This is a genomic window from Streptomyces sp. NPDC028368, from assembly GCF_055565615.1.
Map to the genome: position 1 here is coordinate 59,176 of NZ_JBVHTY010000014.1, position 22,509 is coordinate 81,684.

18 protein-coding genes and 1 pseudogene are annotated in these 22,509 nt (G+C 71.9%); 8 read left to right on the top strand and 11 right to left on the bottom strand.

The window, feature by feature from the left end; translation table 11 throughout:
* Window positions 1–104: 104 nt before the first annotated feature.
* Window positions 105–1,568, top strand: coding sequence for a PP2C family protein-serine/threonine phosphatase (locus ACZ4S3_RS28715; RefSeq protein WP_467939144.1), 1,464 nt, complete (start codon window positions 105–107; stop codon window positions 1,566–1,568).
* Window positions 1,569–1,693: 125 nt separating this feature from the next.
* Here ACZ4S3_RS28715 and ACZ4S3_RS28720 read toward each other — a convergent pair whose 3' ends face one another.
* Entirely contained in the window at window positions 1,694–3,247 is a 1,554-nt protein-coding gene (locus ACZ4S3_RS28720; RefSeq protein WP_467939146.1) for a DNA-binding protein NsdB, read from the bottom strand.
* Window positions 3,248–3,533: 286 nt separating this feature from the next.
* Between ACZ4S3_RS28720 and ACZ4S3_RS28725 the strand changes: the two genes are divergently transcribed.
* Both ACZ4S3_RS28725 and ACZ4S3_RS28730 read left to right on the top strand, forming a co-directional pair.
* Complete coding sequence (locus ACZ4S3_RS28725; RefSeq protein ID WP_467939148.1) at window positions 3,534–4,667, top strand: aminoglycoside phosphotransferase family protein; 1,134 nt, start codon at window positions 3,534–3,536, stop codon at window positions 4,665–4,667.
* A gap of 330 nt (window positions 4,668–4,997) precedes the next feature.
* Window positions 4,998–6,998, top strand: coding sequence for an N-acetylmuramoyl-L-alanine amidase (locus ACZ4S3_RS28730; RefSeq protein ID WP_467939150.1), 2,001 nt, complete (start codon window positions 4,998–5,000; stop codon window positions 6,996–6,998).
* 102 nt (window positions 6,999–7,100) lie between these two features.
* Here the strand turns inward: ACZ4S3_RS28730 and ACZ4S3_RS28735 are convergent, their stop codons facing one another.
* Window positions 7,101–7,601, bottom strand: coding sequence for a hypothetical protein (locus ACZ4S3_RS28735; protein WP_467939152.1), 501 nt, complete (start codon window positions 7,599–7,601; stop codon window positions 7,101–7,103).
* Between the two features lie 104 nt (window positions 7,602–7,705).
* Entirely contained in the window at window positions 7,706–8,308 is a 603-nt protein-coding gene (locus tag ACZ4S3_RS28740; protein WP_467939154.1) for a CGNR zinc finger domain-containing protein, read from the bottom strand.
* A gap of 49 nt (window positions 8,309–8,357) precedes the next feature.
* Between ACZ4S3_RS28740 and ACZ4S3_RS28745 the strand changes: the two genes are divergently transcribed.
* On the top strand, window positions 8,358–9,011 hold the full coding sequence (locus ACZ4S3_RS28745) for a pyridoxine/pyridoxamine 5'-phosphate oxidase (RefSeq protein WP_467939156.1): 654 nt from the start codon (window positions 8,358–8,360) through the stop codon (window positions 9,009–9,011).
* A complete protein-coding gene (locus ACZ4S3_RS28750) occupies window positions 9,008–9,739 on the top strand; it encodes a maleylpyruvate isomerase family mycothiol-dependent enzyme (protein WP_467939158.1) in 732 nt (243 codons plus the stop codon). Before ACZ4S3_RS28745 ends, ACZ4S3_RS28750 begins: the two co-directional genes overlap by 4 nt.
* A gap of 100 nt (window positions 9,740–9,839) precedes the next feature.
* Here ACZ4S3_RS28750 and ACZ4S3_RS28755 read toward each other — a convergent pair whose 3' ends face one another.
* The 5 genes from ACZ4S3_RS28755 to ACZ4S3_RS28775 all read right to left on the bottom strand — a co-directional run bounded on the left by ACZ4S3_RS28755 (window position 9,840) and on the right by ACZ4S3_RS28775 (window position 14,245).
* Window positions 9,840–10,079 carry a DUF397 domain-containing protein gene (locus ACZ4S3_RS28755; protein WP_467939160.1) on the bottom strand — a complete coding sequence of 80 codons (240 nt, stop codon included), beginning with the start codon at window positions 10,077–10,079 and terminating at the stop codon, window positions 9,840–9,842.
* An 88-nt stretch (window positions 10,080–10,167) separates the two neighbouring features.
* Window positions 10,168–11,349 carry a thiolase domain-containing protein gene (locus ACZ4S3_RS28760; RefSeq protein ID WP_467939462.1) on the bottom strand — a complete coding sequence of 394 codons (1,182 nt, stop codon included), beginning with the start codon at window positions 11,347–11,349 and terminating at the stop codon, window positions 10,168–10,170.
* 8 nt (window positions 11,350–11,357) lie between these two features.
* Window positions 11,358–12,434 (bottom strand): thiolase domain-containing protein, encoded by a 1,077-nt coding sequence (locus tag ACZ4S3_RS28765; RefSeq protein WP_467939162.1) that lies wholly within the window; start codon window positions 12,432–12,434, stop codon window positions 11,358–11,360.
* Complete coding sequence (locus tag ACZ4S3_RS28770; protein ID WP_467939164.1) at window positions 12,434–13,390, bottom strand: Zn-ribbon domain-containing OB-fold protein; 957 nt, start codon at window positions 13,388–13,390, stop codon at window positions 12,434–12,436. The genes ACZ4S3_RS28765 and ACZ4S3_RS28770 overlap by 1 nt, the downstream gene beginning before the upstream one ends.
* Window positions 13,391–13,408: 18 nt before the next feature.
* On the bottom strand, window positions 13,409–14,245 hold the full coding sequence (locus tag ACZ4S3_RS28775) for a crotonase/enoyl-CoA hydratase family protein (RefSeq protein ID WP_467939166.1): 837 nt from the start codon (window positions 14,243–14,245) through the stop codon (window positions 13,409–13,411).
* Between the two features lie 187 nt (window positions 14,246–14,432).
* Between ACZ4S3_RS28775 and ACZ4S3_RS28780 the strand changes: the two genes are divergently transcribed.
* Window positions 14,433–16,061 carry an acyl-CoA synthetase gene (locus ACZ4S3_RS28780; protein WP_467939168.1) on the top strand — a complete coding sequence of 543 codons (1,629 nt, stop codon included), beginning with the start codon at window positions 14,433–14,435 and terminating at the stop codon, window positions 16,059–16,061.
* Window positions 16,062–16,101: 40 nt separating this feature from the next.
* Here ACZ4S3_RS28780 and ACZ4S3_RS28785 read toward each other — a convergent pair whose 3' ends face one another.
* Complete coding sequence (locus tag ACZ4S3_RS28785) at window positions 16,102–16,731, bottom strand: chorismate mutase (RefSeq protein WP_467939170.1); 630 nt, start codon at window positions 16,729–16,731, stop codon at window positions 16,102–16,104.
* A gap of 432 nt (window positions 16,732–17,163) precedes the next feature.
* On the opposite strand from ACZ4S3_RS28785, the gene paaK reads away from it, so the two are divergent.
* The gene (gene paaK / locus ACZ4S3_RS28790) at window positions 17,164–18,507 is read left to right on the top strand and encodes a phenylacetate--CoA ligase PaaK (protein ID WP_467939172.1); all 1,344 of its coding nucleotides are present in this window, start codon (window positions 17,164–17,166) and stop codon (window positions 18,505–18,507) included.
* A gap of 77 nt (window positions 18,508–18,584) precedes the next feature.
* On the opposite strand, the gene ACZ4S3_RS28795 is transcribed toward paaK, so the two are convergent.
* Window positions 18,585–19,385 carry a VOC family protein gene (locus tag ACZ4S3_RS28795; RefSeq protein WP_467939173.1) on the bottom strand — a complete coding sequence of 267 codons (801 nt, stop codon included), beginning with the start codon at window positions 19,383–19,385 and terminating at the stop codon, window positions 18,585–18,587.
* A gap of 164 nt (window positions 19,386–19,549) precedes the next feature.
* Window positions 19,550–21,115, bottom strand: a complete 1,566-nt coding sequence (locus ACZ4S3_RS28800) for an acyl-CoA synthetase (protein WP_467939175.1) — start codon at window positions 21,113–21,115, stop codon at window positions 19,550–19,552.
* 52 nt (window positions 21,116–21,167) lie between these two features.
* Here ACZ4S3_RS28800 and ACZ4S3_RS28805 point away from each other — a divergent pair.
* Window positions 21,168–22,496 (top strand): annotated as a pseudogene (locus ACZ4S3_RS28805) (penicillin acylase family protein); the annotation flags it as partial.
* Window positions 22,497–22,509 lie beyond the last annotated feature (13 nt).

Genomic DNA, 22,509 nt, shown 5'->3' on the forward strand with positions numbered 1-22,509 from the left:
GGGTAATGCCAAATCTCTTACGGACGGTCGCAGCCTGTGCAACAGTCGTTACCGGCCCCTTCTGTCAGACCTGGCCCCGGCGCCGCCTGATCACGGAGTACGTCATGCCGTCCCCTCTCTTCGCGGATCACCCAGCCGACCGGTCCCCCGAGCGCGACACCGTCGAGGCACTCATCACGCAGGCCCGCCGCCTGCGCGGTGGCCTGGACGCGGTGCGCCGGGAGTCCTCGGTGGACACCGGCCTCGCCACCGACCCCCAGCTGCGCTGGCAGCGGGCGCTGTGCGACCTCGCCGTCCACCACCTCGACGACCTCGGCGGTCATCTCGACCAGCTGAGAGAGGGGCTGCCGGCGGAGGACGAGGAGGACGAGGCGCCGTATGCCGAGTTGCCGGTGGCACCGCCCAAGCCCGCGCCGCACGAGCGCGGCTCGCTGCTGCGCCGGGTGGGCAGCGCCGAGTGGAATCTGCTCACCGACGAGGTCACCTGGTCCGACGAGCTGTTCGCGATGTTCGGCCGGCAGCCGTCCGACGGCCCGCTGACCCTCGACGAGCTGCCGTCCCTGGTCCTCGCCGAGGACCAGGAGGGGCTGGCCACCATGGTCACCGACTGCCTGGTGGACGGCCGGCCGATCGACGGCGAATTCCGTATCGTGCGCCCGGACGCGAGCCTGCGCACCGTCCACATGGTGGGCGAGCCGGTGCTCGACGCCGACGGCGGTACCGCATGCATGTGGGCCGTGCTGCGTGACGTCAGTGAGCTGCGGCGCAGCCAGGCCGCGGTGCGCGAGAGCGGTGACTCGCTGCAACGCGAGCGGCATATCGCGCAGACCGAGCACCGCCTGGCGGTCGAGCTCCAGGAGTCCGTGCTTCCGCAGTGGCACGACTCCCTGCGCTTCCCGCAGGGCGGCCCGGTCGCGCTCGACTTCGCGGGGCGCTACTTCCCCTCCGGCACCAGCGCGCTGATCGGCGGCGACTGGTACGACGCACTGCAACTCCCGGACGGCAAAACGCTGTTGAGCGTCGGCGACCTCACCGGGCACGGCGTCACCGCCACCTCCGGGATGGCGATGGTGCTCGGTGCACTGCGCGGCATGGCCGTTGCCGGACAGCAGCCGGGGCCGCTGATGGGCTTCCTCAACCAGCTGCTGGACACCACCGCCCAGCCCGCCTTGGGCAGCGCGGTGTGCTGCCGCTTCGACCCCGACACCCGCCGGCTGGAGTGGGCCCAGGCCGGGCACCCCGCGCCGCTGCTGTTCCGCGGCGGCACGGGGCGCGCGCTGGACCCGCCCGAGGGCGTACTGCTCGGCGCGACCGCGGGCGCGGCCTACGCCCAGCGCACCGAACAACTCGAGCCGGGCGATCTGCTCGTCCTGCACACCGACGGCCTGGTACCCCGCCGCAACCCCACCGCCGACTCCCGCGAGGGTGCCGAGCGGCTGCTCGCACTGGCGCCGCGGTTCGCCGCGGCCCGGAGCGCGCAGGACAGCGTCCGTATCGTCGTCGAGGAGTTCGGCAGCACGGAACGCGAGGGCGACGCGTGTGTGCTGATCGCCAGGATCGGCGACTGACACACCGCACGGCCGGACCGTCGTTCAGGGACCGGTCGGTTGTCGATGCCTCAGTTATCGGGTCGCCGGTTTTCGAGCCGATGACCCGTAACGCCATGGAACATGACGCACCGTCATATGACCGTTCAGACGGAGTAGTTACCGCCCAGGCCCGCTGATCCCAGCCCTGGGCCGAGTCCCGAACCGCTGCTCTTCGGCTTGGTCTTCGGCATCGGTTTCGGCTTCGGCAGGACAAGCTGGATCTCCTCCCGCAGGTCCTGGATCTTGGCGTAGTTGGCGTACTGGCCGGTGAGCCGGAACATCTCGCGCAGCCGGTCCCAGGTGCGATGGGAGGAGTTCTCGCCGATCGACACCAGCGCCAGCCTGGCGTAGCGGTCGGCCTGTTCGGGGTCGTTGCCGATGAAGCAGGCCGAGGCCATCGAGATGTAGTCGAAGATCTGGGATCGCTGATGGCCGTCCGCCCGCAGCCGTAGCGCCTGCATGGCGTGGTTCTGGGCGATCTTGGCGACCGAGGGGTCGTGATCGGCGAGCGTACGGAAGGCCAGCGCCTCCATGCCGTGCAGGTCCGCCTCGTCGAACATCTGCATCCAGCTGGGCGGCGGCACATCGCCCTTGTCCGAGACGAACAGCTCCTCCGCCTCGCCCAGCGTGCGGCGCATCGCCTGGCCGTTGCCCTTGGAGGCCTGTGCCCAGGCCTCGATGGTGTGCAGCATGGCGCGGGTCCGCGGCAGATTCTCCTCGCCGGAACCGGACCGGGCCAGCTTCATCAGGTCCAGGGCGTCGTCCGGACGGCCCAGGTGGACCATCTGGCGGGCGGCGCGGGAGAGTGCCTCGCCGGCCCGCGGGCGGTCGCCGCCCTCGCGCGCGGCATGGGCGGCGATGACGAAGTACTTCTGGGCCGTGGGCTCCAGGCCCACGTCGTGGGACATCCAGCCGGCCAGCACCGCGAGGTTGGCGGCCACTCCCCACAGCCTGCGCTGCAGATGGTCGGGATGGCGGTAGGCGAGCATGCCGCCGACCTCGTTGAGCTGCCCCACCACCGCCTTGCGCTGCAGTCCGCCGCCGCGGTTCGCGTCCCAGGCGCGGAACACTTCGACCGAGCGCTCCAGTGCGTCGATCTCCTGGGATCCCACCGGGGCCGCCTCGTAGCGGTCGAGGCCGATCTGGTCGAGTTGGTCGAAGGAGTCGGAGGCGAACGGATCGTCGTGGCGTGGGGCGTCGGCGGTCAGGGCGGGGTCGGTGTGCAGCCAGTCGTGCATGGCGCCGGTGAGTGCGGATCCCGCGGCGAGCGCCGCGCCCGCACCCACCAAGCCGCGTCGGTTGAGCATGAGGTCCATTCCCGTGAATTCCGTGAGGACCGCAGCGGTCCGTTCGGGAGCCCACGGCAGACCGTCCATGGCCTGCCGCTTCCCCGAGCGACCGGTTCTGGCGAACCCGAGGTCCTCGATGGTTACGACACGGCCGAGGCGCTCGGTGAACAAAGAAGCCAGGACCTTGGGCACCGGATCGCGGGGGGTCTCCCCCATGTCGATCCAGCGCCGCACTCGCGAGGTGTCGGTCGCCAGCTGCGGATGGCCCATGGCCGCCGCCTGCCGGTTGACCAGTCTCGCCAGCTCTCCCTTGGACCAGCCCGCCAGGCCGAAAAGGTCCGCGAGACGGGTGTTCGGCTCCCTGTCCACGTCAAGCCCCCAGGTTCCTCGACTGAGTTGACAGTAACGGCCGGTGACGTGCGCTGCGACCATTCGCCAGGGTTCGCCAGGGTGCGCCAGATGGTCTGCCACCCATAGCCCCGTGTTCGGTAGGTGTGCAGCCCCCGGCCCGGTGGCGGGACCGCATTCCCCAGGGTGCGTGCCCTTCACAGGGACCCTGGATCGGCCTCCGCAGTACGGGCCCGTTCACCGGGTTCCCACCACCGGGCCGGGAGCGCACGCAACTCGTCGGCGCACGAAGGGATCTGTCTCACCCATGTATGGAGCATCGTCCGCCGTGACCGCCACCGCCCGGCCGTACCGCCCGCACCCCTCCGGCAGCGGGCCGTATCTCGACCCCTCCCCTTCCGCGGGAGGTGTCACCGGCCTCCCCGGCGGACGTACCCGGCGGCCGCAGGGGATGGGCACCCAACCGCTCAGCGGGAGACTCGATTTGTCCGGCCCCCAGGGCGCTCAGCTGCGCGCCGCCGTCGCCTCGGTGCATCGCATCTGTCCGGAGTTCAATCCGGTCCAGGTGCTGCGCCGCAGCGGCAAGTCGGTCCTCCTGGTGGGCACGACGGGCCGTACGAGCGCGGTCGCGAAGTGTTTACTGGACCACTCCCCCGCATGGTCCGAGCGGTTCCGGCAGGAAATAACTGCTTACCGCGCGTTCGTCCGGCATCGTCCGCCGGTACGGGTGCCGCGGCTGGTGGCGGCCGATCCCGACAACTGCACGCTGGTCGTCGAGCGCATGCCGGGCCGGGTCGCGGCCGCGGCGCGGCATCCGTCCGAGGCGCCTCCCCGCGCGGACGTACGGGCCGCGCTCGGCGCGATCTGCCGGATCAACCTCTGGCGTCCGCCGGCTGGGCTGTTCGACGCCCCGCTGGACTACGCGGGCCGGATCGGGCGGTATCACGACCTGGGGCTGCTCACCGACCGGGACCTGGGCGATCTGCAGAAGCTGCTGCACGGCCTCGCGCACACCCAGGGGCAGTTCTGCCACGGCGACGCGCTGCTGAACAACGTGCTGCTCTCGCCCGCGGGGCCGGTGCTGCTGGACTGGGACAACGCGGGCTGGTATCTGCCGGGCTACGACCTGGCGACGCTGTGGTCGGTGCTCGGTGACGCGCCGGTGGCGCGCCGTCAGATCAGCCAGCTCGCACAGTCCGCCGGGCCGGCCTCGCGGGATGCCTTCCTGGTGAATCTGATGCTGGTGCTGACCCGCGAGATCCGGCGCTACGAAACCGCGGTGCAGCGGACCATGCGCGAACCCGCGCCTACGGGGACACCGGGACCGGGACAGCCCGGCGTTCCCGCGGCGGGCGAGGAGCAGCGGCTGCTCCTGCGTCGGCTGCACGACGACTGCCAGATGGCGCGCCGTGCGGTACGGGCGGCGGTCGGCACGCGCTGACCGCGGGTGGGGGTCCCCCCGCGCCGTTCAGGCGTGGGGGAATGTGAGCGGCGCGCCCGGTAGGGGCGCGCCGCTCACCTGTGTGTGTGGGGTGCGGTGGCCCATTGGTCCATTCCACTGACGTCCCGCAGGCCCGCGCCCGGTCCGGGAAGGATCCTCTGGAGATGCCCTGACATGCGAAATCCCGACGGGCGTGGCGATTGACGGATCGTCGGCAAACCTCTGGCTCCGGGCCTGCAATGGCTCTAGTCTCGGGTCTCCCGCTCCGTACGGCCGTTTACGCATCAACCGTCACATCGCGTCGGCTCGGGCCGGCTTGAGGAGGCTGTTTTGCGAGGATCCGCCCCGGAAGACGAGAAGAGAACCCCGCGCCCCGCCCTGCGCAGGTCCGCCACCGCCGTCGCCGCCGCCGTGGTGCTGTTGCTGCCGCTGGTCTCGGCCGCGCCGTCGGCGGGTGCCGGCAAGCCCGGCCCGGACGACCTGCAGCGTGCCTTCACCGAAGCCGCCGCGCGCTATCACGTACCGCGCAGTGTGCTGCTCGGCGTCTCGTATCTGGAGTCCCGCTGGGACGATCACGACGGCGCGCCCAGCGTCTCCGGCGGCTACGGCCCGATGCATCTGACCGACGCCCGGACGGCACTGGCGCGGGCGCCGGAGTTCAGCGAGCCGGGCGAGGACGCCCGCGGGGACGGCTCGCGCGCCCGTAAGACCGTGCCTGCCTATCAGGCGGAGCGTGCAAAGCTGCCCGCCGAACTTCCCGCGCGGCTACGGACCTTGCGGACGGCCGCGGGACTGACCGGGCTGTCGCCGGAGAAATTGCGTACGGACCCGGCGGCGAATGTGTTCGGCGGCGCCGCGCTGCTCGCCGCGGAACAGCGCAAGCTGCGGTCGGCGGGCAGCTCCGACCCCGCCCAGTGGTACGGGGCGGTGGCGCGTTACGCGGGCGAGGACAACCCCGAAGCCGGCTCGACGTTCGCCAACGATGTGTACGCGGTGATCCGGCAGGGCCTGACCCGGACGACCGACGCGGGGCAGCGGGTGACGCTGGCCGCCACGCCCGGCCTGCACGTCGACTCCGGCCAGGTGAAGCCCGCCGGCGTGCGGGCGGACCGCAGCGCCGCGGCCGAGCTGGAGTGCCCCTGGAGCGTGGCCTGCGAGTCGGTCCCGGCGCCGTACGAGGAGTTCGGCGACCACGACTACGGCAATCACGACCTGGCGGACCGCCCCCGTGACCAGCGCATCAGCACGATCGTCATCCATGACACCGAGGGGTCGTGGGAGACGACACTGAGGCTGATCAAGGACCCGGCGTATGTGTCGTGGCACTACACGATCCGTTCCTCGGACGGGCTGATCGCGCAGCATGTGCCGACCAAGGACGTCGCCTGGCATGCGGGGAACTGGTACATCAACTCGCACTCCGTCGGCATCGAGCACGAGGGTTTCCTCGCGTCACCGGACGCCTGGTACACGGAGGCCATGTACCGTACGTCGGCCCGTCTGGTGCGCTATCTGAGCCGTAAGTACGACGTGCCGCTGGACCGGCAGCACATCGTGGGCCACGACAATGTGCCCGGCACGACCCCGGCGACGATCAAGGGCATGCACACCGACCCCGGTCCGTACTGGGACTGGGACCACTACTTCACCCTGCTGGGCGCGCCGTTCACGCCCAATGCGGGGCCGCGGGGCGGGCTGGTGACCATCCGTCCCGGCTACGGCCGGAACCGGCCCGAGTACACCGGGTGCGAGAAGCCCGGCCGGCCGTGCGCGCCGCACGGTTCGGCGGCGGTCCGTCTGTACACCGCACCGCACGAGGATGCGCCGCTGATCAAGGACATCGGGCTGTACCCGGACGGCAGCGACTCGACCATCGATGTCAATGACACCGGTGCCCGCGCCACCACCGGCCAGCGCTTCGCGGTGGCGGACCGTTCCGGCGACTGGACGGCGATCTGGTATCTGGGGCAGAAGGCGTGGTTCCGCAACCCGGGCGATGCGCGGACGGCGCTGAACTCCCGTGGGCTGGTCGCGACGCCGAAGGCCGGCCAGACGGAGATCCCGGTGTACGGCCGGGCGTACCCGGAGAAGGAGGCCTACCCGGCCGGTGTCCCGGTCCAGGCCGTCACGCCGCTCCCGTACAAGATCACCGCGGGTCAGAAGTACGCCGTCGGCGACCGGGTGCGCGGCGACTACTTCTACGCGCCGACCTTCGACGTCAGCAAGCACGCGGTCGTGCGCGGCAATGACGTCTACTACGAGATCCAGCTCGGCCACCGGGTCGGCTATGTCCGGGCGGCCGATGTCGACATCCGGCCCTCGGACTCGTAACCCGCAGCGGCGGATGTCATGACGCCGATCGTGTGAGGGCACGCGTCGCGCCCGGTGGACGGTCCTGCCGTCCACCGGGCGCGACGGATGTCCGCTCCGCGGTCAGCCCTGCTGGAAGAGCTCCGCCGGCAGCGGCTTGAGCAGGGCGTACAGGTCATCGGTGATCGGCCGGTCCCAGCTGGCGATGGTGACCAGGACGCCGTCGTTGCGGTCGAACTGGGCGCAGGAGATCCGGCCCTCGGAGCACTTGATCCGCTTGACGATCAGCAGGTTGTCCTCGTGCATCACCGGGGTGTCCTCGCTCTCGACGACCGTCACCGGCTCGTCGTTGCCCAGCGCCGCCAGCAGCTGGGCCACCTCGAAGGGCACCTCGTCGTCCGTGAGCTCGCGGGCCGGGGAGCCCTCCGGCAGATTGCCGATGATCATCGCGGGGCCGCGGCCGCCGAACAGGTCGTAGCGCAGAAAGACACCCTGACAGGTGCCGTCGGGCGCGGGCAGCAGCCCGGCACCGAGATTGCCCGGCCAGTCCCCGGGGTCCATCGCGAGAACGTCGAAGTCAGGACCAGCGGGCGTGGCTGCGCTACGGCGGCGGAGGAAGGACATGCCGCCATCGTACGTGGCCGCGCCGAACTCGCCGCGCGGACATCGGGGCAAGTGGCGGCGGGTGCGCGGGGGCGTGTGGCGGCCGGTTCCGGCCACCGGCTCGGTCACGCGCCGCCCCTCCCCTCCCGGCGTCGCTCGTGGTGGCGGGCCACCCGGGCGCGGTTGCCGCAGGAGGGGGTGCACCACTCCTGGCGGGCGTGGTCCTTGACGAAGTACCGCACACAGCGCGGGGCGGGGCAGGCCCGCAGCAGGGCGCGGTCGGGGCCGGCGAGGAAGGCGATGACGGCGCGGGCGAGGGCGGCGGTGAGGAGGTCGGCGGCGGGCGGCGCACCGGCCGGATGACTGTGTGCCTCCGGCGGCGCGTCCGGCGCCCAGGCCAGTCGCGGCACGGTCGGGACCAGGGCCGCGGCGGCGTTCAGCCGGCGGATCGCCTCGCCCTCCGGGAGGAGCCGGTGGGCGTCGGCGCGGCTGGGCGGTCCGGGCCTTACGGCGCGGGCGAACAGGGAGCGGGCGGCGGTCCGCAGCTCCTGGACGGCGGTGCGGAGGGGCTCGTCCACGGTGGGCGGCGGGGAGCCGTCCAGGAGGTCGGCCCGGTCCCGTAGCCAGGCAGCGAGTCCGGCCGGGTCGGCGAGGTCGTCGGCGACGCCGCCGTGGCCGTCGTGGTGGAGCGTGACGGCGAGATCGAGGGCGAGCCGTGTGGCGGTCATGGAGCTAATGGTAGCGTCGCCAGCAGCCATTAATCATGGAGGGGGCACGATGACCGATATACGTCAACTGCTGCGCGATCTTCCGGTCTTCGCGGGTGAACTGCCGGGATTCGACCCCGTCTGCACACCCGGCGAACCGGTGGCCCTGTTCACCGCCTGGCTTCTCGGCGCGGTGCGCGCACAGGTGCCCGAGCCGCATGCGATGACCGTCTCGACCGCCGGCGCCGACGGCAATCCGTCCGCCCGCACACTGATCCTCAAGGACGTCGACGCGGACGGCTGGCGGTTCGCGGCGCACGCCGACAGCGTCAAGGGGCGGGACCTGGCGGACCGCCCGTATGCCGCGCTGACGTTCTACTGGCAGCCGCTCGCCCGCCAGGTGCGGGTCCGCGGACCGGTGGTGCGGGAGAGCGCCGGGCGGGCGGCGCAGGACTTCCTGGCGCGGGGCGCGGGCGCACGCGCCGAGGCGCTGCTCGGCCGGCAGAGCCGGCCGCTGGGCGGCCTGGCCGAACGGGATGCCGCGGTGGCGGAGTCGGCGGCCCGCCTGGCCGGCGATCCCGGTCTGGTCACTCCCCGGTGGCAGCTGCACACCGTCCACGCCGAGTCCGTGGAGTTCTGGCAGGGCGACCGGGAGCGCAAGCACACCCGCCTGGAATACCGCCGCACGGGCGGCACCTGGACGAAGGGGCTGCTGTGGCCGTGACCACCCAGGACGCGCTCCCGGCCGAGGCGGTCCTGGCCGGGATCGAGGCGGGGCAGGCGAGGCTGGCCGCGCTGCTGCCAGGTCTGACCGACGCCGACGTCCGTGCGTCCAGCGAGCTGCCGGGCTGGTCCCGCGCTCATGTCCTCTCGCACCTCGAGGGGATCGCCCTGGCGACGGCGCGCCAGGCGCGCCATGCGCTGCGGGGCGAGCTGATCGAGATGTACGACGGCGGCCGCCCGGCCCGCGCCGCCGCGATCGAGGCGGGTGCGGTGCGCGGTGCGGCGGCGCTACGGGACGCCGTACGGGCCGCGCTGGCCGAGGCCTCCGCGGCCTGGGCGGCACCCGGCCCGGCCGACTGGTCCCGGCCGGTGCGCTACCGCGACGGCACGCTCCGTACCGTATTGCTGTGCTGGTGGCGGGAGTTGGAGCTGCACACGGGGGACGCCCGGATCGGCCACGGTCCGGGCGACTGGCCCCGAGAACTGTGCCTCCACCTCCTGGACCATCTGGCGCCGCGCGCACCGCAGGACGTACACCTCGTCCTGGAGGCCACGGACGAGGAGCTGTCGCCGCGCTACGGGCCCGAGGCGGCACCGACGGTGACCGTACGGGGGCCGCTCACCGCTCTCACGGCCTGGCTGGCGGGCCGGGCACCCCACACGCCGCTGGACTGCCGCGGGGCGGAGGCCCAGGCCCGTCCGCTGCCGGAACTACGCGACTGGCCGTGAGGGACACCCGGGACACCAGGACGCCATGAATACCCCGCCCCTGCCCGGGACGCCGTTGCCGTCAGGGCACCCGGCCCGGCCGCCGCTCCCGGGCGGCGGCCTACGTCAGGTCGAACTCCCCCTCCCGGGCCCCGAGCACGAACGCCCGCCACTCCGCAGGCGTGAAGATCAGCGCCGGGATCTCCGGGCTACGGCCGTTGCGCATCGCGATATAGCCCTCGACGAAGGCGATCTGGACGTCGCCCACGCCCTGGCTGCTCGACTGCCACTCGGCATGGGTCAGGTCGAGTTCGGGCGTGGTCTCGCCCCTCAGCCGCTGCTCGGTGATGCTGTTGGCCACGTTGCCGCTCCTCCCGGTTGGTCGTCCGACCGCCAGCGTAGTCACCGGGCGCAGGGACGGACAGGGTGCGACCGGCGGCCGGGCCGGGCTAGCCGGCCGGGGGTTCGGCGCCGACCAGCCACATGGAGAAGAACTGCGCGCCACCGCCGTACGCATGCCCCAACGCCCGCCGGGCGCCGTCGACTTGATGCTCGCCGGCCTGGCCGCGTACCTGGAGGGCGGCCTCGGCGAAGCGGATCATTCCGGAGGCGCCGATGGGGTTGGTGGACAGAACACCGCCGGAGGGGTTGACCGGGAGGTCGCCGTCCAGTTCGGTGACGCCGGATTCGGTGAGTTTCCAGCCCTCGCCCTCGTCGGCGAAGCCCAGGTTCTCCAGCCACATCGGCTCGTACCAGGAGAACGGGACGTACATCTCGACCGCGTCGATCTCGCGGCGCGGGTCGGTGATGCCGGCCTGCCGGTAGACGTCGGCGGCGCAGTCCTTGCCCGCCTGCGGGGAGACGAAGTCCTTGCCGGCGAAGAGGGTCGGCTCGCTGCGCATCGCCCCGCCGTGCACCCAGGCGGGGCGGTGCGGCGAGCGCGCTGCCCCGGCCCGGTCGGTGAGGACCATCGCGCAGGCGCCGTCGGAGGACGGGCAGGTCTCGGAGTAGCGGATCGGGTCCCAGAGCATCGGGGAGGCCTGGACCTTTTCCAGGGTGATGTCGGTTTCGTGGAGGTGGGCGTAGGGGTTCTTGAGGGCGTTGCGCCGGTCCTTGTAGGCGACGAGGGAGCCGACGGTGTCGGGCGCGCCGGTGCGGCGCATGTACGCGCGCACATGCGGGGCGAAGAAGCCGCCGGCGCCGGCCAGCAGCGGCTGCTGGAAGGGGATCGGCAGGGACAGCCCCCACATGGCGTTGGACTCGGACTGCTTCTCGAAGGCGAGGGTGAGGACCGTACGGTGGACGCGGGCGGCGACGAGGTTGGCGGCGACCAGGGCGGTGGAGCCGCCGACGGAGCCGGCGGTGTGCACGCGCAGCATGGGTTTGCCCACGGCGCCGAGCGCATCGGCGAGGTAGAGCTCCGGCATCATCACGCCCTCGAAGAAGTCGGGGGCCTTGCCGATGACCACGGCGTCGATGTCGGCCCAGGTCAACTGGGCGTCTTCCAGGGCGCGTCGGGCGGCCTCGCGGACGAGTCCGGCGAGGGAGACATCGCGGCGGGCGGCGACGTGTGCGGTCTGGCCGATGCCGACGACGGCCACGGGCTCTTTCGATGTAGCGGCCTTGCTCATGACGCTCATCACTCACCCTCCAGGACGGCGACCAGGTTCTGCTGCAGGCACGGCCCCGAGGTGGCGTGCGCGAGGGCGCGGTCGGATGCGCCGCGCTGGATGCGGGCGGCGGCCTCGCCGAGGCGGATCAGCCCGGCGGCCATGACGGGGTTGGCGGCCAGGGCACCGCCGGACGGGTTGATCCGGACGCCCGCACTGTCCGGGGAATCGAGTTTCAGGGCGCGGCGGAGGACGACCTCCTGGGAGGTGAAGGGGGCGTGCAGCTCGGCCGTGTCGACGGGCCGTGCGAAGGCTCCGGCGCGTTCGGCGGCCAGGCGTGTGGAGGGGGAGTCGGTGAGGTCGCGGACGCCCAGGCTGTGCGCCTCGATGCGGTGGTCGAGGCCGCGGATCCAGGCGGGCCGGTCGCAGAGCCTGCGGGCGGTGTCGCCGGCGGCGAGGATGACGGCGGCCGCGCCGTCGCCGATGGGCGGGCAGTCGCCGGTGCGCAGGGGGGCCACAAGGTGGTTCCCGGGAGCGGTGGCGCCGCGCAGCTGGGCGTGTGGGTTGGACTCCGCGGCGGTGCGGCTGCGGGCCGCGATGCCGGCCAGTGCGTGTTCGTCGGTCAGGCCCGCGTCGATCAGGGCCTGCGCCTGGAGGGCGGCGAGCGCCACGGAGTCGGGCCACAGGGGGGCCACGTAATACGGGTCGAGCTGGCGGGTGAGGACCTCGCGGACGTCGCCGGGCGAGGACTTGCCGTACGCGTAGACCAGTGCGGTCTCGGCCTCGCCGGTGAGGAGCTTGACCCAGGCCTCGTACAGCGCCCAGGCGCCGTCCATCTCGACATGGGACTCGGAGATCGGCGGCCAGGCACCGACGCCGTCCAGCGCCATGGTGAAGGAGAAGGCGCGGCCGGCGAGGTAGTCGCTGGAGCCGGAGCAGGTGAAGCCGATGTCGCTTGCCTTGAGGCCGGTCTGTGCCAGGACGTCGTGCAGCACCGGCATCAGCATTTCGACCTCGGAGGTCTCCGCGCTGTCGCGGACGTGATCGCTCTGCCCGAAGGCGACGATGGCGACCTCGCGCACCAGGTCGCGCACTGGCTCGGGCATCAGATCAGCTCCTTGTAGCTGTCGTAGTCGGCGTCGGGCTCGCCGGTGGGGCGGTAGTGGTCGGGGAACCGGCCGCCCTCGGTCCATACGGGCTCCACGCGCAGCCCCATGCGGACCTGGTCGTAGGGGATGCCGCCGATGCGGGCGTGCAGGGCCAGGTCGGCGCCGTCGAGGGCGATATGGGCGTAGACGTAGGGGACCTCGATGTCCAGGTTCCTGGCCTTGATGTTGACGATGCAGAAGGTGGTGACGGTGCCGCGGGGGCCGACCTCGACCCGGGTGTCGGTGGCGACGCCGCAGGTGGGGCAGGCGCCGCGGGGCGGGACGTACACCTTGCGGCAGGAGGGGCAGCGTTCGCCGACGGTCCTGCGGCCGGCGAGCGCCTCGATGTAGCGGGACTGGGCGCCGCCGGGTGAGTAGGTGTAGTCGAGGCGGGCGGGGGTGGTGATGCCGGTGACGGGGTCGGCGAACTGCCCGTCATGGGCCGCCGGTTGAGGGCGTTGCGCACCGTCGCCCGCGGTCCGTTCCGGCTCGAAGCAGGCGATGTCGGTGATCGCGCCGGTGCGTTCGGCGGCCCAGCGGACCGTGACCCGCATGCCGGTGCGTACGGCGTCGGGGCCGGGTGCGTCCAGGGCGTGCAGCAGGGCGGTGTCGGCTCCGTCGAGGCGGACCAGGACCCAGGCGAAGGGGGTGTCCAGGGGCTGGCCGCGGCGTGGGGCCGGGTTCCAGGCCCAGGTGGTGACAGTGCCGCCGGTGCCGACCTCGACCAGATCGCGGATCTCCTCGGCGGTGACCGGGTCGTATTCGGTGGGCGGGACGACGATCCGCCCGTCGCTCGCCCTGACCCCCAGCACGACGCGTTCGCGCAGGCCGGTGAGGAAGGCGCTCTGCACGGGGCCGAGCGAGCGGGTGAAGGGGAATTCGACGACGAGGGGTGCCGTGAGGACTTCTGGCATGCGGGGCTCCGTAGGGTGTCAGGCGCGCCGGTAGACGGGCGGGCGCTTCTCCGCGAAGGCCCGGGAGCCCTCTTTGGCGTCGGCGGTGTCGAAAATGGGCCAGCCACGGGCGAGTTCGGCCTTGAGCCCGTCGGTCTCGGCCAGCTCGGCGGTCTCGTAGACGGATGCCTTGACGGCCTCGACGGCGAGCGGGCCGCAGGCGTTGATCTGCTCGGCGATCTCCAGGGCCTTCTCCAGTGCGGTGCCGTCGGGCACGACATGGCCGATCAGGCCGATGCGTTCGGCCTCGTGCGCCGGGTACGGGCGGCCGGTGAGCAGCATTTCGAGGGCATGGGTGCGGGGGATCTGGCGGGCGAGGCGGACGGTGGAGCCGCCGATGGGGAACAGCCCGCGCCTGACCTCGAACAGGCCGAAGGTGGCGCTCTCCCCGGCGACGCGGATGTCGGTGCCCTGGAGGATCTCCGTACCGCCGGCGACGCAGTACCCCTCGACGGCGGCGATCACCGGTTTGCGGGGGCGGTGGTGCCGCAGCATCGCCTTCCAGTGCAGGTCCGGGTCGGCGCTCAGCCGGTCGCGGTACCGCTCGCCGGCCATCCCGCCGCCGGCCAGCGCCTTGAGGTCCATACCGGCGCAGAAGGCGCCGCCGGCACCGGTGAGGACGATGGAGCGGATGTCGTCGTCCGCGTCGGCCGCCATCCAGCCGTCGTACAGGCCCACCAGCATCGGCAGCGAGAGGGCGTTCTTCGCCTCCGGCCGGTTGAGGGTGAGCACCAGTGTCGCGCCGACGCGCGTCACGGTCAGGTGCTCCGTACCGCCCTTTCCGTCCGTACCGGCTGTTCCCTCGGTTCCACCCATTCCGTCCTCCCGTCTCAAGACGTAGAACAGGTTGCAGTAGGCGCACGGCGACTTCAAGGCTTTTCTGACAGGTAGTCAGATTTCTTGGCCGTGGCCCTTCCCTGCTCCTCCCTCCGGCGCTCTAATGACCGCCAAGGTCCGGTCCGCAGACCGGCACCGGCCGATGCCCGCCCGGTCTGGAGGAGACGTGGAGTACAACCTTGCCGACCTCTTCGAGTCGATCGTCGACACGGTTCCCGACCGCGAGGCGCTGGTGTACGTCGACCATCCGGGAACCGGCGCCGAGCGCCGGCTGACCTACGCGGAACTCGACAGCGCCGCCAACCGCCTCGCCCACCATCTGAGCGACCACGGCATCGGCCCCGGGCAGCATGTCGGGCTGCATCTGTACAACGGCATCGCCTATCTCCAGGCCGTGTACGCGTGCCTGAAGATCCGCGCCGTACCGGTCAACGTCAACTACCGCTACGTGGAAGAGGAGTTGGTCTATCTCTACCGCGATGCGGACCTGACGGGCCTGGTCTTCGACGCGGAGTTCACCGAGCGGGTGGCCGCCGCCCTCCCCCAGGCACCCGGGCTTCGGCATCTCGTACGGGTCGGCACGCCGCCCGCCGGTGCCCCCGAGCCCGCGATCGCGCCCGCGGAGCTCGCGGACGCGGAGGCCGCCGGATCGCCCGCGCGCGGCTTCGGACCGCGCTCCGCCGACGACCAGATCGTCATCTACACCGGCGGCACCACTGGGATGCCCAAGGGCGTGATGTGGCGCCACGAAGACATCTTCTTCTCCGGAATGGGCGGCGGGGCACCGACCGGCGAGCCGGTCAAACGGCCCCAGGAACTGGCCGAACGGGTCGCGGCCGGCGGCGAAGGTCTCGTCTTCTTCCCCACGCCCCCGCTGATGCACGGCACCTCCACCCTCACCGCGTTCATCGCCTTCCACTTCGGCCAGAAGGTGGTCATCCACCGCAAGTACGTGCCGGAGGAGGTGCTGCGGACCATCGAGCGGGAGAAGGTCACCAGCGTTTCCCTGGTCGGGGATGCGATGCTGCGCCCGCTCGTCGACGCGCTCAGCGGTCCGCTCCAGGGCACCGACTGCTCATCCCTGTTCAGCGTCAGCAGCTCCGGCGCGATCCTCTCCGAGACCGTACGGGCCCAGTTCAGCGCGCTGGTCCCGAACGCCATGCTGCTCAACAACTTCGGCTCCTCGGAGTCCGGCTTCAACGGCACCGCGACGGACGACTCCGGGCCCGAGTCCGGGTTCCGGCTGCGGGTCAACTCCCGTATCGCAGTGGTGGATCCGGGCACGCATGAGCCGGTCACGGTCGGCGAGGAGGGCCGGCTCGCGCTGCGCGGGCACGTACCGCTGGGCTACTACAACGACCCGAAGAAGACCGCCGAGACATTCTTCGAGGCGGGCGGGGACCGGTGGGTGCTGCTGGGCGATATGGCGACCGTCGACGCGGAGGGCATTGTCACCGTTCTCGGCCGGGGGTCGCAGTGCATCAACTCCGGCGGCGAGAAGATCTATCCGGAGGAGGTCGAGCAGGCACTCAAGGCCCATCCGGATGTGTATGACGCGCTGGTGGCGGGCGTACCGGACGAGCGATGGGGCAACCGCGTCGCGGCGGTCGTCCAACTCCGGGACGGATCGGGGCCGTTGGACCTCGCGGGTGTGCAGGACCACTGCCGTACCCGGCTTGCCGGGTACAAGATCCCGCGGGCCGTCGTCTTCACCGACCGCATCCAGCGCTCGCCCAGCGGAAAGGCGGACTACCGCTGGGCGAAGGCTGTGGTGGCGGGCGAGCGGCAGGGGTGAGGGGCTGCCCGCCGGCCGGGGCACCTGCCCGTAGGTCGGGTCAGCTGCCGCCGCAGACCGACCGCAGTGAGCGGGCCAGCGCCACCGTGTGCAGCGCGTCCAGGTGCCGCTCGTACCGCACCTGGACGGCGGCCCCCGCCACCAGCGGCCCGCAGTACGGCGCGGAGCGGGCGCGCGGCGTATCGGCGATGGCCCGCACCAGCTCACCGTTGAGGCGATTGATCTCCTCCCGCACCGTGTTCAGGTCCGGGCGCTCGGCCGGCGCCTGCGCGGGATCCGCGTCCCACCGACGGTGCAGCCCACGCTGAACGACCTTGCTCGCCTCGATCTGATCCCGGAAGATCCGCACCGTCACCTCGGGATCGGCGCCCAGCTTCCGCGCCTGCTCCGCCACCGAGTCCAGCACCACGCGCTCACGGGCGGGATCGTCGATCGGGCTCCCGGTGCCCCATTTCGCCGCGGCCACCAGGTCGCCGGTGGCCAGCCGCTCGGCGGACAGCGCGGCCAGGGGACGGAGCTGGGCGTACGGGGAGGGGGCGGCGTGCGCGGCCGGGATGACGACCTCGGCCGGGGCGGCCGGCGCCGCTGCGGCCCCGCCGGCTCCGGTGAACAGGAGGGTCGCGGTGGCACCGGCGGTCAGCGCCCGGCGCATCCGGCTGGTCAGCTGCACATTCGGCCTTTCTCGGAGGAGAGATTCGGACGAGGGATGAGGGGAGTTGACTGAGCACGTCACCGTACTGCACCTGGCAGGGGGCACTTGGCGGCCCTCCTCATGGACGGCGCCCGCACGGCCCCGCGCGCTACGGTCCGGTCACCTCCCGGCAGCCGGCGTACGGCTGCAGCGGCCTGGGCCGGCACGCCGACAGCCCTTGGGGCCACGGCGCCAGGAAGCAGCACGGCCGGGGGCGCATCCTCCTCCCCCCACACCCGCTATGCCGGCTGGACCTCACCGACCTGCACTTTCTGGACGTCACTCCTGCGCTGGACGCTACCCGGGAGCAGTTCCCGGCACGCCTCTTGACGTGTTCGCCGCGCGCTGATTACTTGGATCCGCATCCAGCTACCGAATGATCGGTAGGGAGAAATGAGGCGGTGACTCTCCATGCCGGAAACGGCTACGGGCGCGACGGGCAGCGAGTCGGGCGAGGCGAGCGAGACGTTCGACGCTGCGGAGCGGCTCTCCAGGGACGCGCTGCGCGAGCTGCAGCTGTCCCGGCTGCGCGCCTCGTTGCAGCATGTGTACGACCACGTGCCGTTCTACCGTGAGTCGTTCGACCGGGCGGGGGTGCGCCCGCAGGACTGCCGCTCGCTCGGCGATCTGGACCGCTTTCCGTTCACCGTCAAGGACGATCTGCGGGCCCAGTATCCCTTCGGGATGTTCGCCGTCCCGAAGGAGCGGGTGCGCCGCCTGCACGCCTCCAGCGGCACCACCGGTCGCCCGACCGTCGTCGGGTACACCGAACGGGACCTCTCGCAGTGGGCCGATATCGTCGCCCGGTCGATCCACGCCGCGGGCGGGCGCCCCGGCCACACCGTCCATATCGCCTACGGATACGGGCTGTTCACGGGCGGCCTCGGCGCGCATTACGGCGCGGAGCGGCTCGGCTGTACGGTCGTGCCGGCCTCCGGCGGGATGACCAGCCGGCAGGTGCAGATCATCCAGGACTTCCGCCCCGAGATCATCATGGTGACGCCGTCGTACATGCTCACCCTCCTGGACGAGTTCGAGCGGCAGGGCATCGATCCCCGTGCCACCTCGCTCAAGGTGGGCATCTTCGGTGCCGAGCCATGGACGCAGGAAATGCGCCGCGAGATCGAGGAACGGTTCGCGATCGACGCCGTGGACATCTACGGCCTGTCGGAGGTCATGGGCCCCGGTGTCGCGCAGGAGTGCCGGGAGACCAAGGACGGGCTGCACATCTGGGAGGACCACTTCTATCCGGAGGTGGTCGACCCGATCACCGGCGAGGTGCTGCCGGACGGCGAGCACGGCGAGCTGGTCTTCACCTCGCTCACCAAGGAAGCGATGCCCGTCATCCGCTACCGCACGCGCGATCTGACCCGGCTGCTGCCCGGCACCGCGCGTCCCGCCTTCCGCCGGATGGAGAAGATCACCGGGCGCAGCGACGACATGATCATTCTGCGCGGGGTCAACCTCTTCCCCGCGCAGGTCGAGGAGATCGTGCTGCGCACGCCGGGCGTCGCCCCGCACTTCCAGCTGCGGCTGACGCGCGAGGGCCGGATGGACCATCTGACCGTACGCGCCGAGGCCCGGCCGGAGGCGACGCCCGAGGCGCGCACGGCGGCCGTCGAACGGATCGCGCGGGGCGTCAAGGAGGGCATCGGGGTCTCGGTCGCGGTCGAGATCGTCGATCCGGAGACGCTGGAGCGCTCGGTCGGCAAGATCAAGCGCATCGTGGACACGCGGCCGCGGGGCAACCCCTAGCAGAGGCCGGGGGTCTCTCCCAGGGGACGCCGGGGCGTCAGAGCGGCGGACGTCACGGAGGCGGACGTCACGGAGGCTCACGACGTGGTCGGGTCGCCCTTGATCAGGGCGAAGGGGGCGCCCGCCGGGTCCTTGAGCATGGCCAGCCGGCCGACGCCGGGTGCGTCGCTCGGCGGGATCAATACCGTGGCACCGCGGGAGGTGGCCGCGCCGAAGGTGGCGTCGCAGTCGGTCACGCCGAAGTACGGGTGCCACTCCGGGGTGGAACCGGCCTGCAGGTTCTCCTTCGGCAACTGCATAATGCCGCCCTGCCCGGTGTCGCCCTCCTTGCCGCCCCCGGGCGAGGAGACGACGGAGTACACCATGTCGCCGCCCATCGGCATGTCCTGGTAGTCCCAGGAGAAGACCGAGGCGTAGAAGTCCTTCGCGGCGGCCGCGTCGGTGGTGTACAGCTCGGTCCAACAGAGGGTGTTCGCCTCCATGACCTTCTCCAGCCCCTTGGTGTCGCCGGGCTGCCACACAGCGAAATCGGCGCCCTTGGGATCGGTGAAGGCTGCCAGCCGGCCGGCGGTGAAGACATCCATCGGCGGGACCCGGACCGAGCCGCCCGCCTGCTGCACGCCCTTGAGCGTGGCGTCCGCGTCGGAAGTCTGGAAGTACAGCGTCCAGGCGGAGCTCGCGCCCTCCTCCATCAGGGGGCCGACGGCGCCGACGGTCTTGCCGTCGAGCTGGAAGAAGCCGTAGCCGCCGGCCTCGGGGCCCGCGGACTGGAAGGTCCAGCCGAAGACGGCGGAGTAGAAGTCGACGGCGGCGTCGATGTCGGGGGCCCCGAGGTCGAGCCAGTTCGGTGTGCCGGGGACGTAACGGGTCGTCAGCATGGGTGCTCCTTCGATGCGGTGATTGCCGAGCGTGGTGGTTGCCGAGCGTGTGACTGCTGAGTGCGGCGCTTGTCGAGTTGGCTCGCGGCCGTGGCGTTCACGACCTGTTTTCCGGTCACTCTCAGCATGGCAGGCACCACTGACAGCGCCCCTGCGCGCGAGGGTCAGGGCGCGCCGAACCGGTCCCGCAGCTCCCGCTTGAGGACCTTGCCGCTGGCGTTGCGCGGCAGGGCGTCCACGAACATCACCCGCTTGGGCGCCTTGAACGGCGCGAGGCGGTCGCGGGCGGCGTCGATCAGCTCCTGCTCGCCGACCTCAGCGTCCTCACCCCCCGCACCGCCGGCACCCTCCGCGCGCCGTACGACCACGGCGGTCACCGCCTCGATCCACCGCTCGTCCGGCAGCCCGATGACCGCGACCTCGGCCACCTGCGGATGGGCGTAGAGCACATCCTCGACCTGGCGGGAAGCGACCAGTACGCCGCCGGAGTTGATGACGTCCTTGACCCGGTCGACCACCGTGAAATAGCCCTCCGCGTCCCGTACGGCGAGGTCCCCGGAGTGGAACCAGCCGTCCCGGAAGGCCTCGGCGGTCTCCTCGGGCTTGTCCCAGTAGCCGGTGCACAGCTGCGGGGAGCGGTAGACGATCTCGCCGCGGCTGCCGTCCGGCGCCTCCTGGCCCGCTTCGTCGACCACCCGCGCCTCCACGAACAGCACCGGGCGGCCGCAGGACTCCATCCGGCCTTCGTGTTCGTCCGGGCCGAGGACGGTGGCCAGCGGTCCGATCTCGCTCTGCCCGAAGCAGTTGTAGAACGCGAGCGAGGGCAGCCGGGCGCGCAGCCGTTCCAGGACGGGCACCGGCATGATCGAGGCGCCGTAGTAGGCCTTGCGCAGCCCGCTCAGCTCGCGGACGGTGAAGTCCGGGTGGTTGGACAGCGCGATCCATACGGTCGGCGGCGCGAACAGGCTGTCGGCCAGGCCCGCTTCGACCAGATCGAAGATCCGCCCCGGGTCCGGACCGTCCAGGATGATGTTCTCCGCGCCCACCGCCAGGTAGGGCAGCAGGAAGACGTGCATCTGCGCGGAGTGGTACAGCGGCAGGGAGTGCAGCGGCCGGTCGCTCTCCTTGAGGTCCAGGGCGACTACGGCGCTGGTGTATTCGTGCACCAGCGCACGGTGGGTCATCATCGCGCCCTTGGGCAGCGCGGTGGTTCCCGAGGTGTAGAGGAGCTGAACGAGGGTGTCGTCGCCGGGCGGCCCGCCCGCCGGCTCCACGCCGTCCACGGGCGGGGCGGCCCCCGTCTCCGGCGCTGCGGCGAGCCGCTCCAGCAGTCCGTCGGGCGCGTCGTGCAACGGCATGGCGCGTACGGATTCCGGCAGCCGGTGCGCGAGGGCGGGGTCGGTGAGCGCCAGCGTGCTGCCCGACTGCTCCAGGATGTAGCGCAGATCGTCGCCGGTCAGGCCGTGGTTGACCGGCACATGCACCAGCCCGGCGCGGGCGCAGGCCAGAAACCCGATCAGATACGCGTCGGAGTTGTGCCCGTAGGAGGCAACCCGGTCGCCGGGGCGCAGCCCCTCCGCCAGCAGTACCCGGGCCGCGGCGCTCACCGCGTCGTCCAGCTCGCGGTAGGTCCACGACCGGTCCGCATACCGGACGGCCGTCCGCTCGGGCACCCGGCGGGCGCTGCGCCGCAGGACTGAGTCGACGGTGTTGCTCCGCGCTTGCGTCATGGCGCGATCCTCGGGGGCGCCCGATGCCGGGTCAAGCCACGCGCCCGGGGGCTACGGCCCCGTCATCACCTCGCTCGGGCAGCTGCCGCTCTCGTGGAACCGCTCGACGGCGTACGCGCTGAACGACCCCAACGCGGTCAATCTGCGGGCCTCGGACACCGCCCTCAGCTTCAGCAAGGCCACCGGGGTGGACGGCATCGCGCGGTCGCTGCGGCGCACCCAGGGGCTGCCCTGGACGAACACCGTCGCCGCGGACGCCGCCGGGCACACCCTCTTCAGCCAGTCGCAGGTGCTCCCCCGGATCACCGACGGCCTCGACCGGCGCTGCTCCACCGCGCTCGGCCGCACCACCTACCCGGCCACCGGCCTGGCCGTACTGGACGGTTCCCGCTCGGACTGCGTGCCGGGGCGGGACGCCGACGCGGTGCAGCCGGGCATCTTCGGGCCGTCCGCGATGCCCACCCTCAAGGACGCCCCGTACGTCGAGAACTCCAACGACAGCGCCTGGCTCGCCAACGCGGACCGGCCGGTCACCGGCTATCCGCGGGTCTTCGGACCGACCGCGACGCCCCGCACGCTCCGTACCCGCGGCGCCCTCCAGGACGTCTCCGCCATGGCGTCCCGGGGCGGGCTGACCCTCGACGCTCTCCAGCGGCAGCAGTTCACCAACCGGGCGCCGGCCGGTGATCTGGCCGCCGCCGACACCGCACGCGCCTGCTCGGCCCTGCCCAGGGGCACCGCAACCAGCAGCAAGGGCACGCCCGTTGATGTGTCGCGGGCGTGCCGGGTGATCCGTGGCTGGGATCGCACCGTCCGGACCGACAGCAGGGGCGCGCTGCTCTTCGAGCGCTTCTGGCGGGGGCTGACCGCGAAGGTCCCGGCCGCCGAGCTGTGGCAAACGCCCTTCGACCCGGCCGATCCGGTGCGCACCCCGCGCACCCTCAACACCGCCGCCACCGGCTTCGCCACCGCGCTCGCCGACGCCGTCGCCGAGCTGCGCGCGGCCGGGATCGCGCTGGACGCGCCGCTGGGGCAGCACCAGTTCGTCGCACGGAACGGCAAACGGATCCCGATCGCCGGTGGCACGGAAGGGCTCGGCATCTGGAACAAGACCGAGGGGATATGGGATCCGGCGCACGGTGGATATGACGAGGTGAGCACGGGGTCCAGCTATATCCAGGCGGTCGGGTTCAACGGCGGCGGCCGCTGTCCCGACGCGCGCCTTCTGCTGACCTATTCCCAGTCCGCCAACCCCCGGTCGCCGCACTACAGCGACCAGACCGAGCGGTACTCGGCCGGCCGGATGGTGCGGGCGCGGTTCTGTGAGAGGGACATCCTGGCGTCGCCGGCGCTGCGGATCGTCCACATCCGCGGACACTGACCGCGGCACCGTC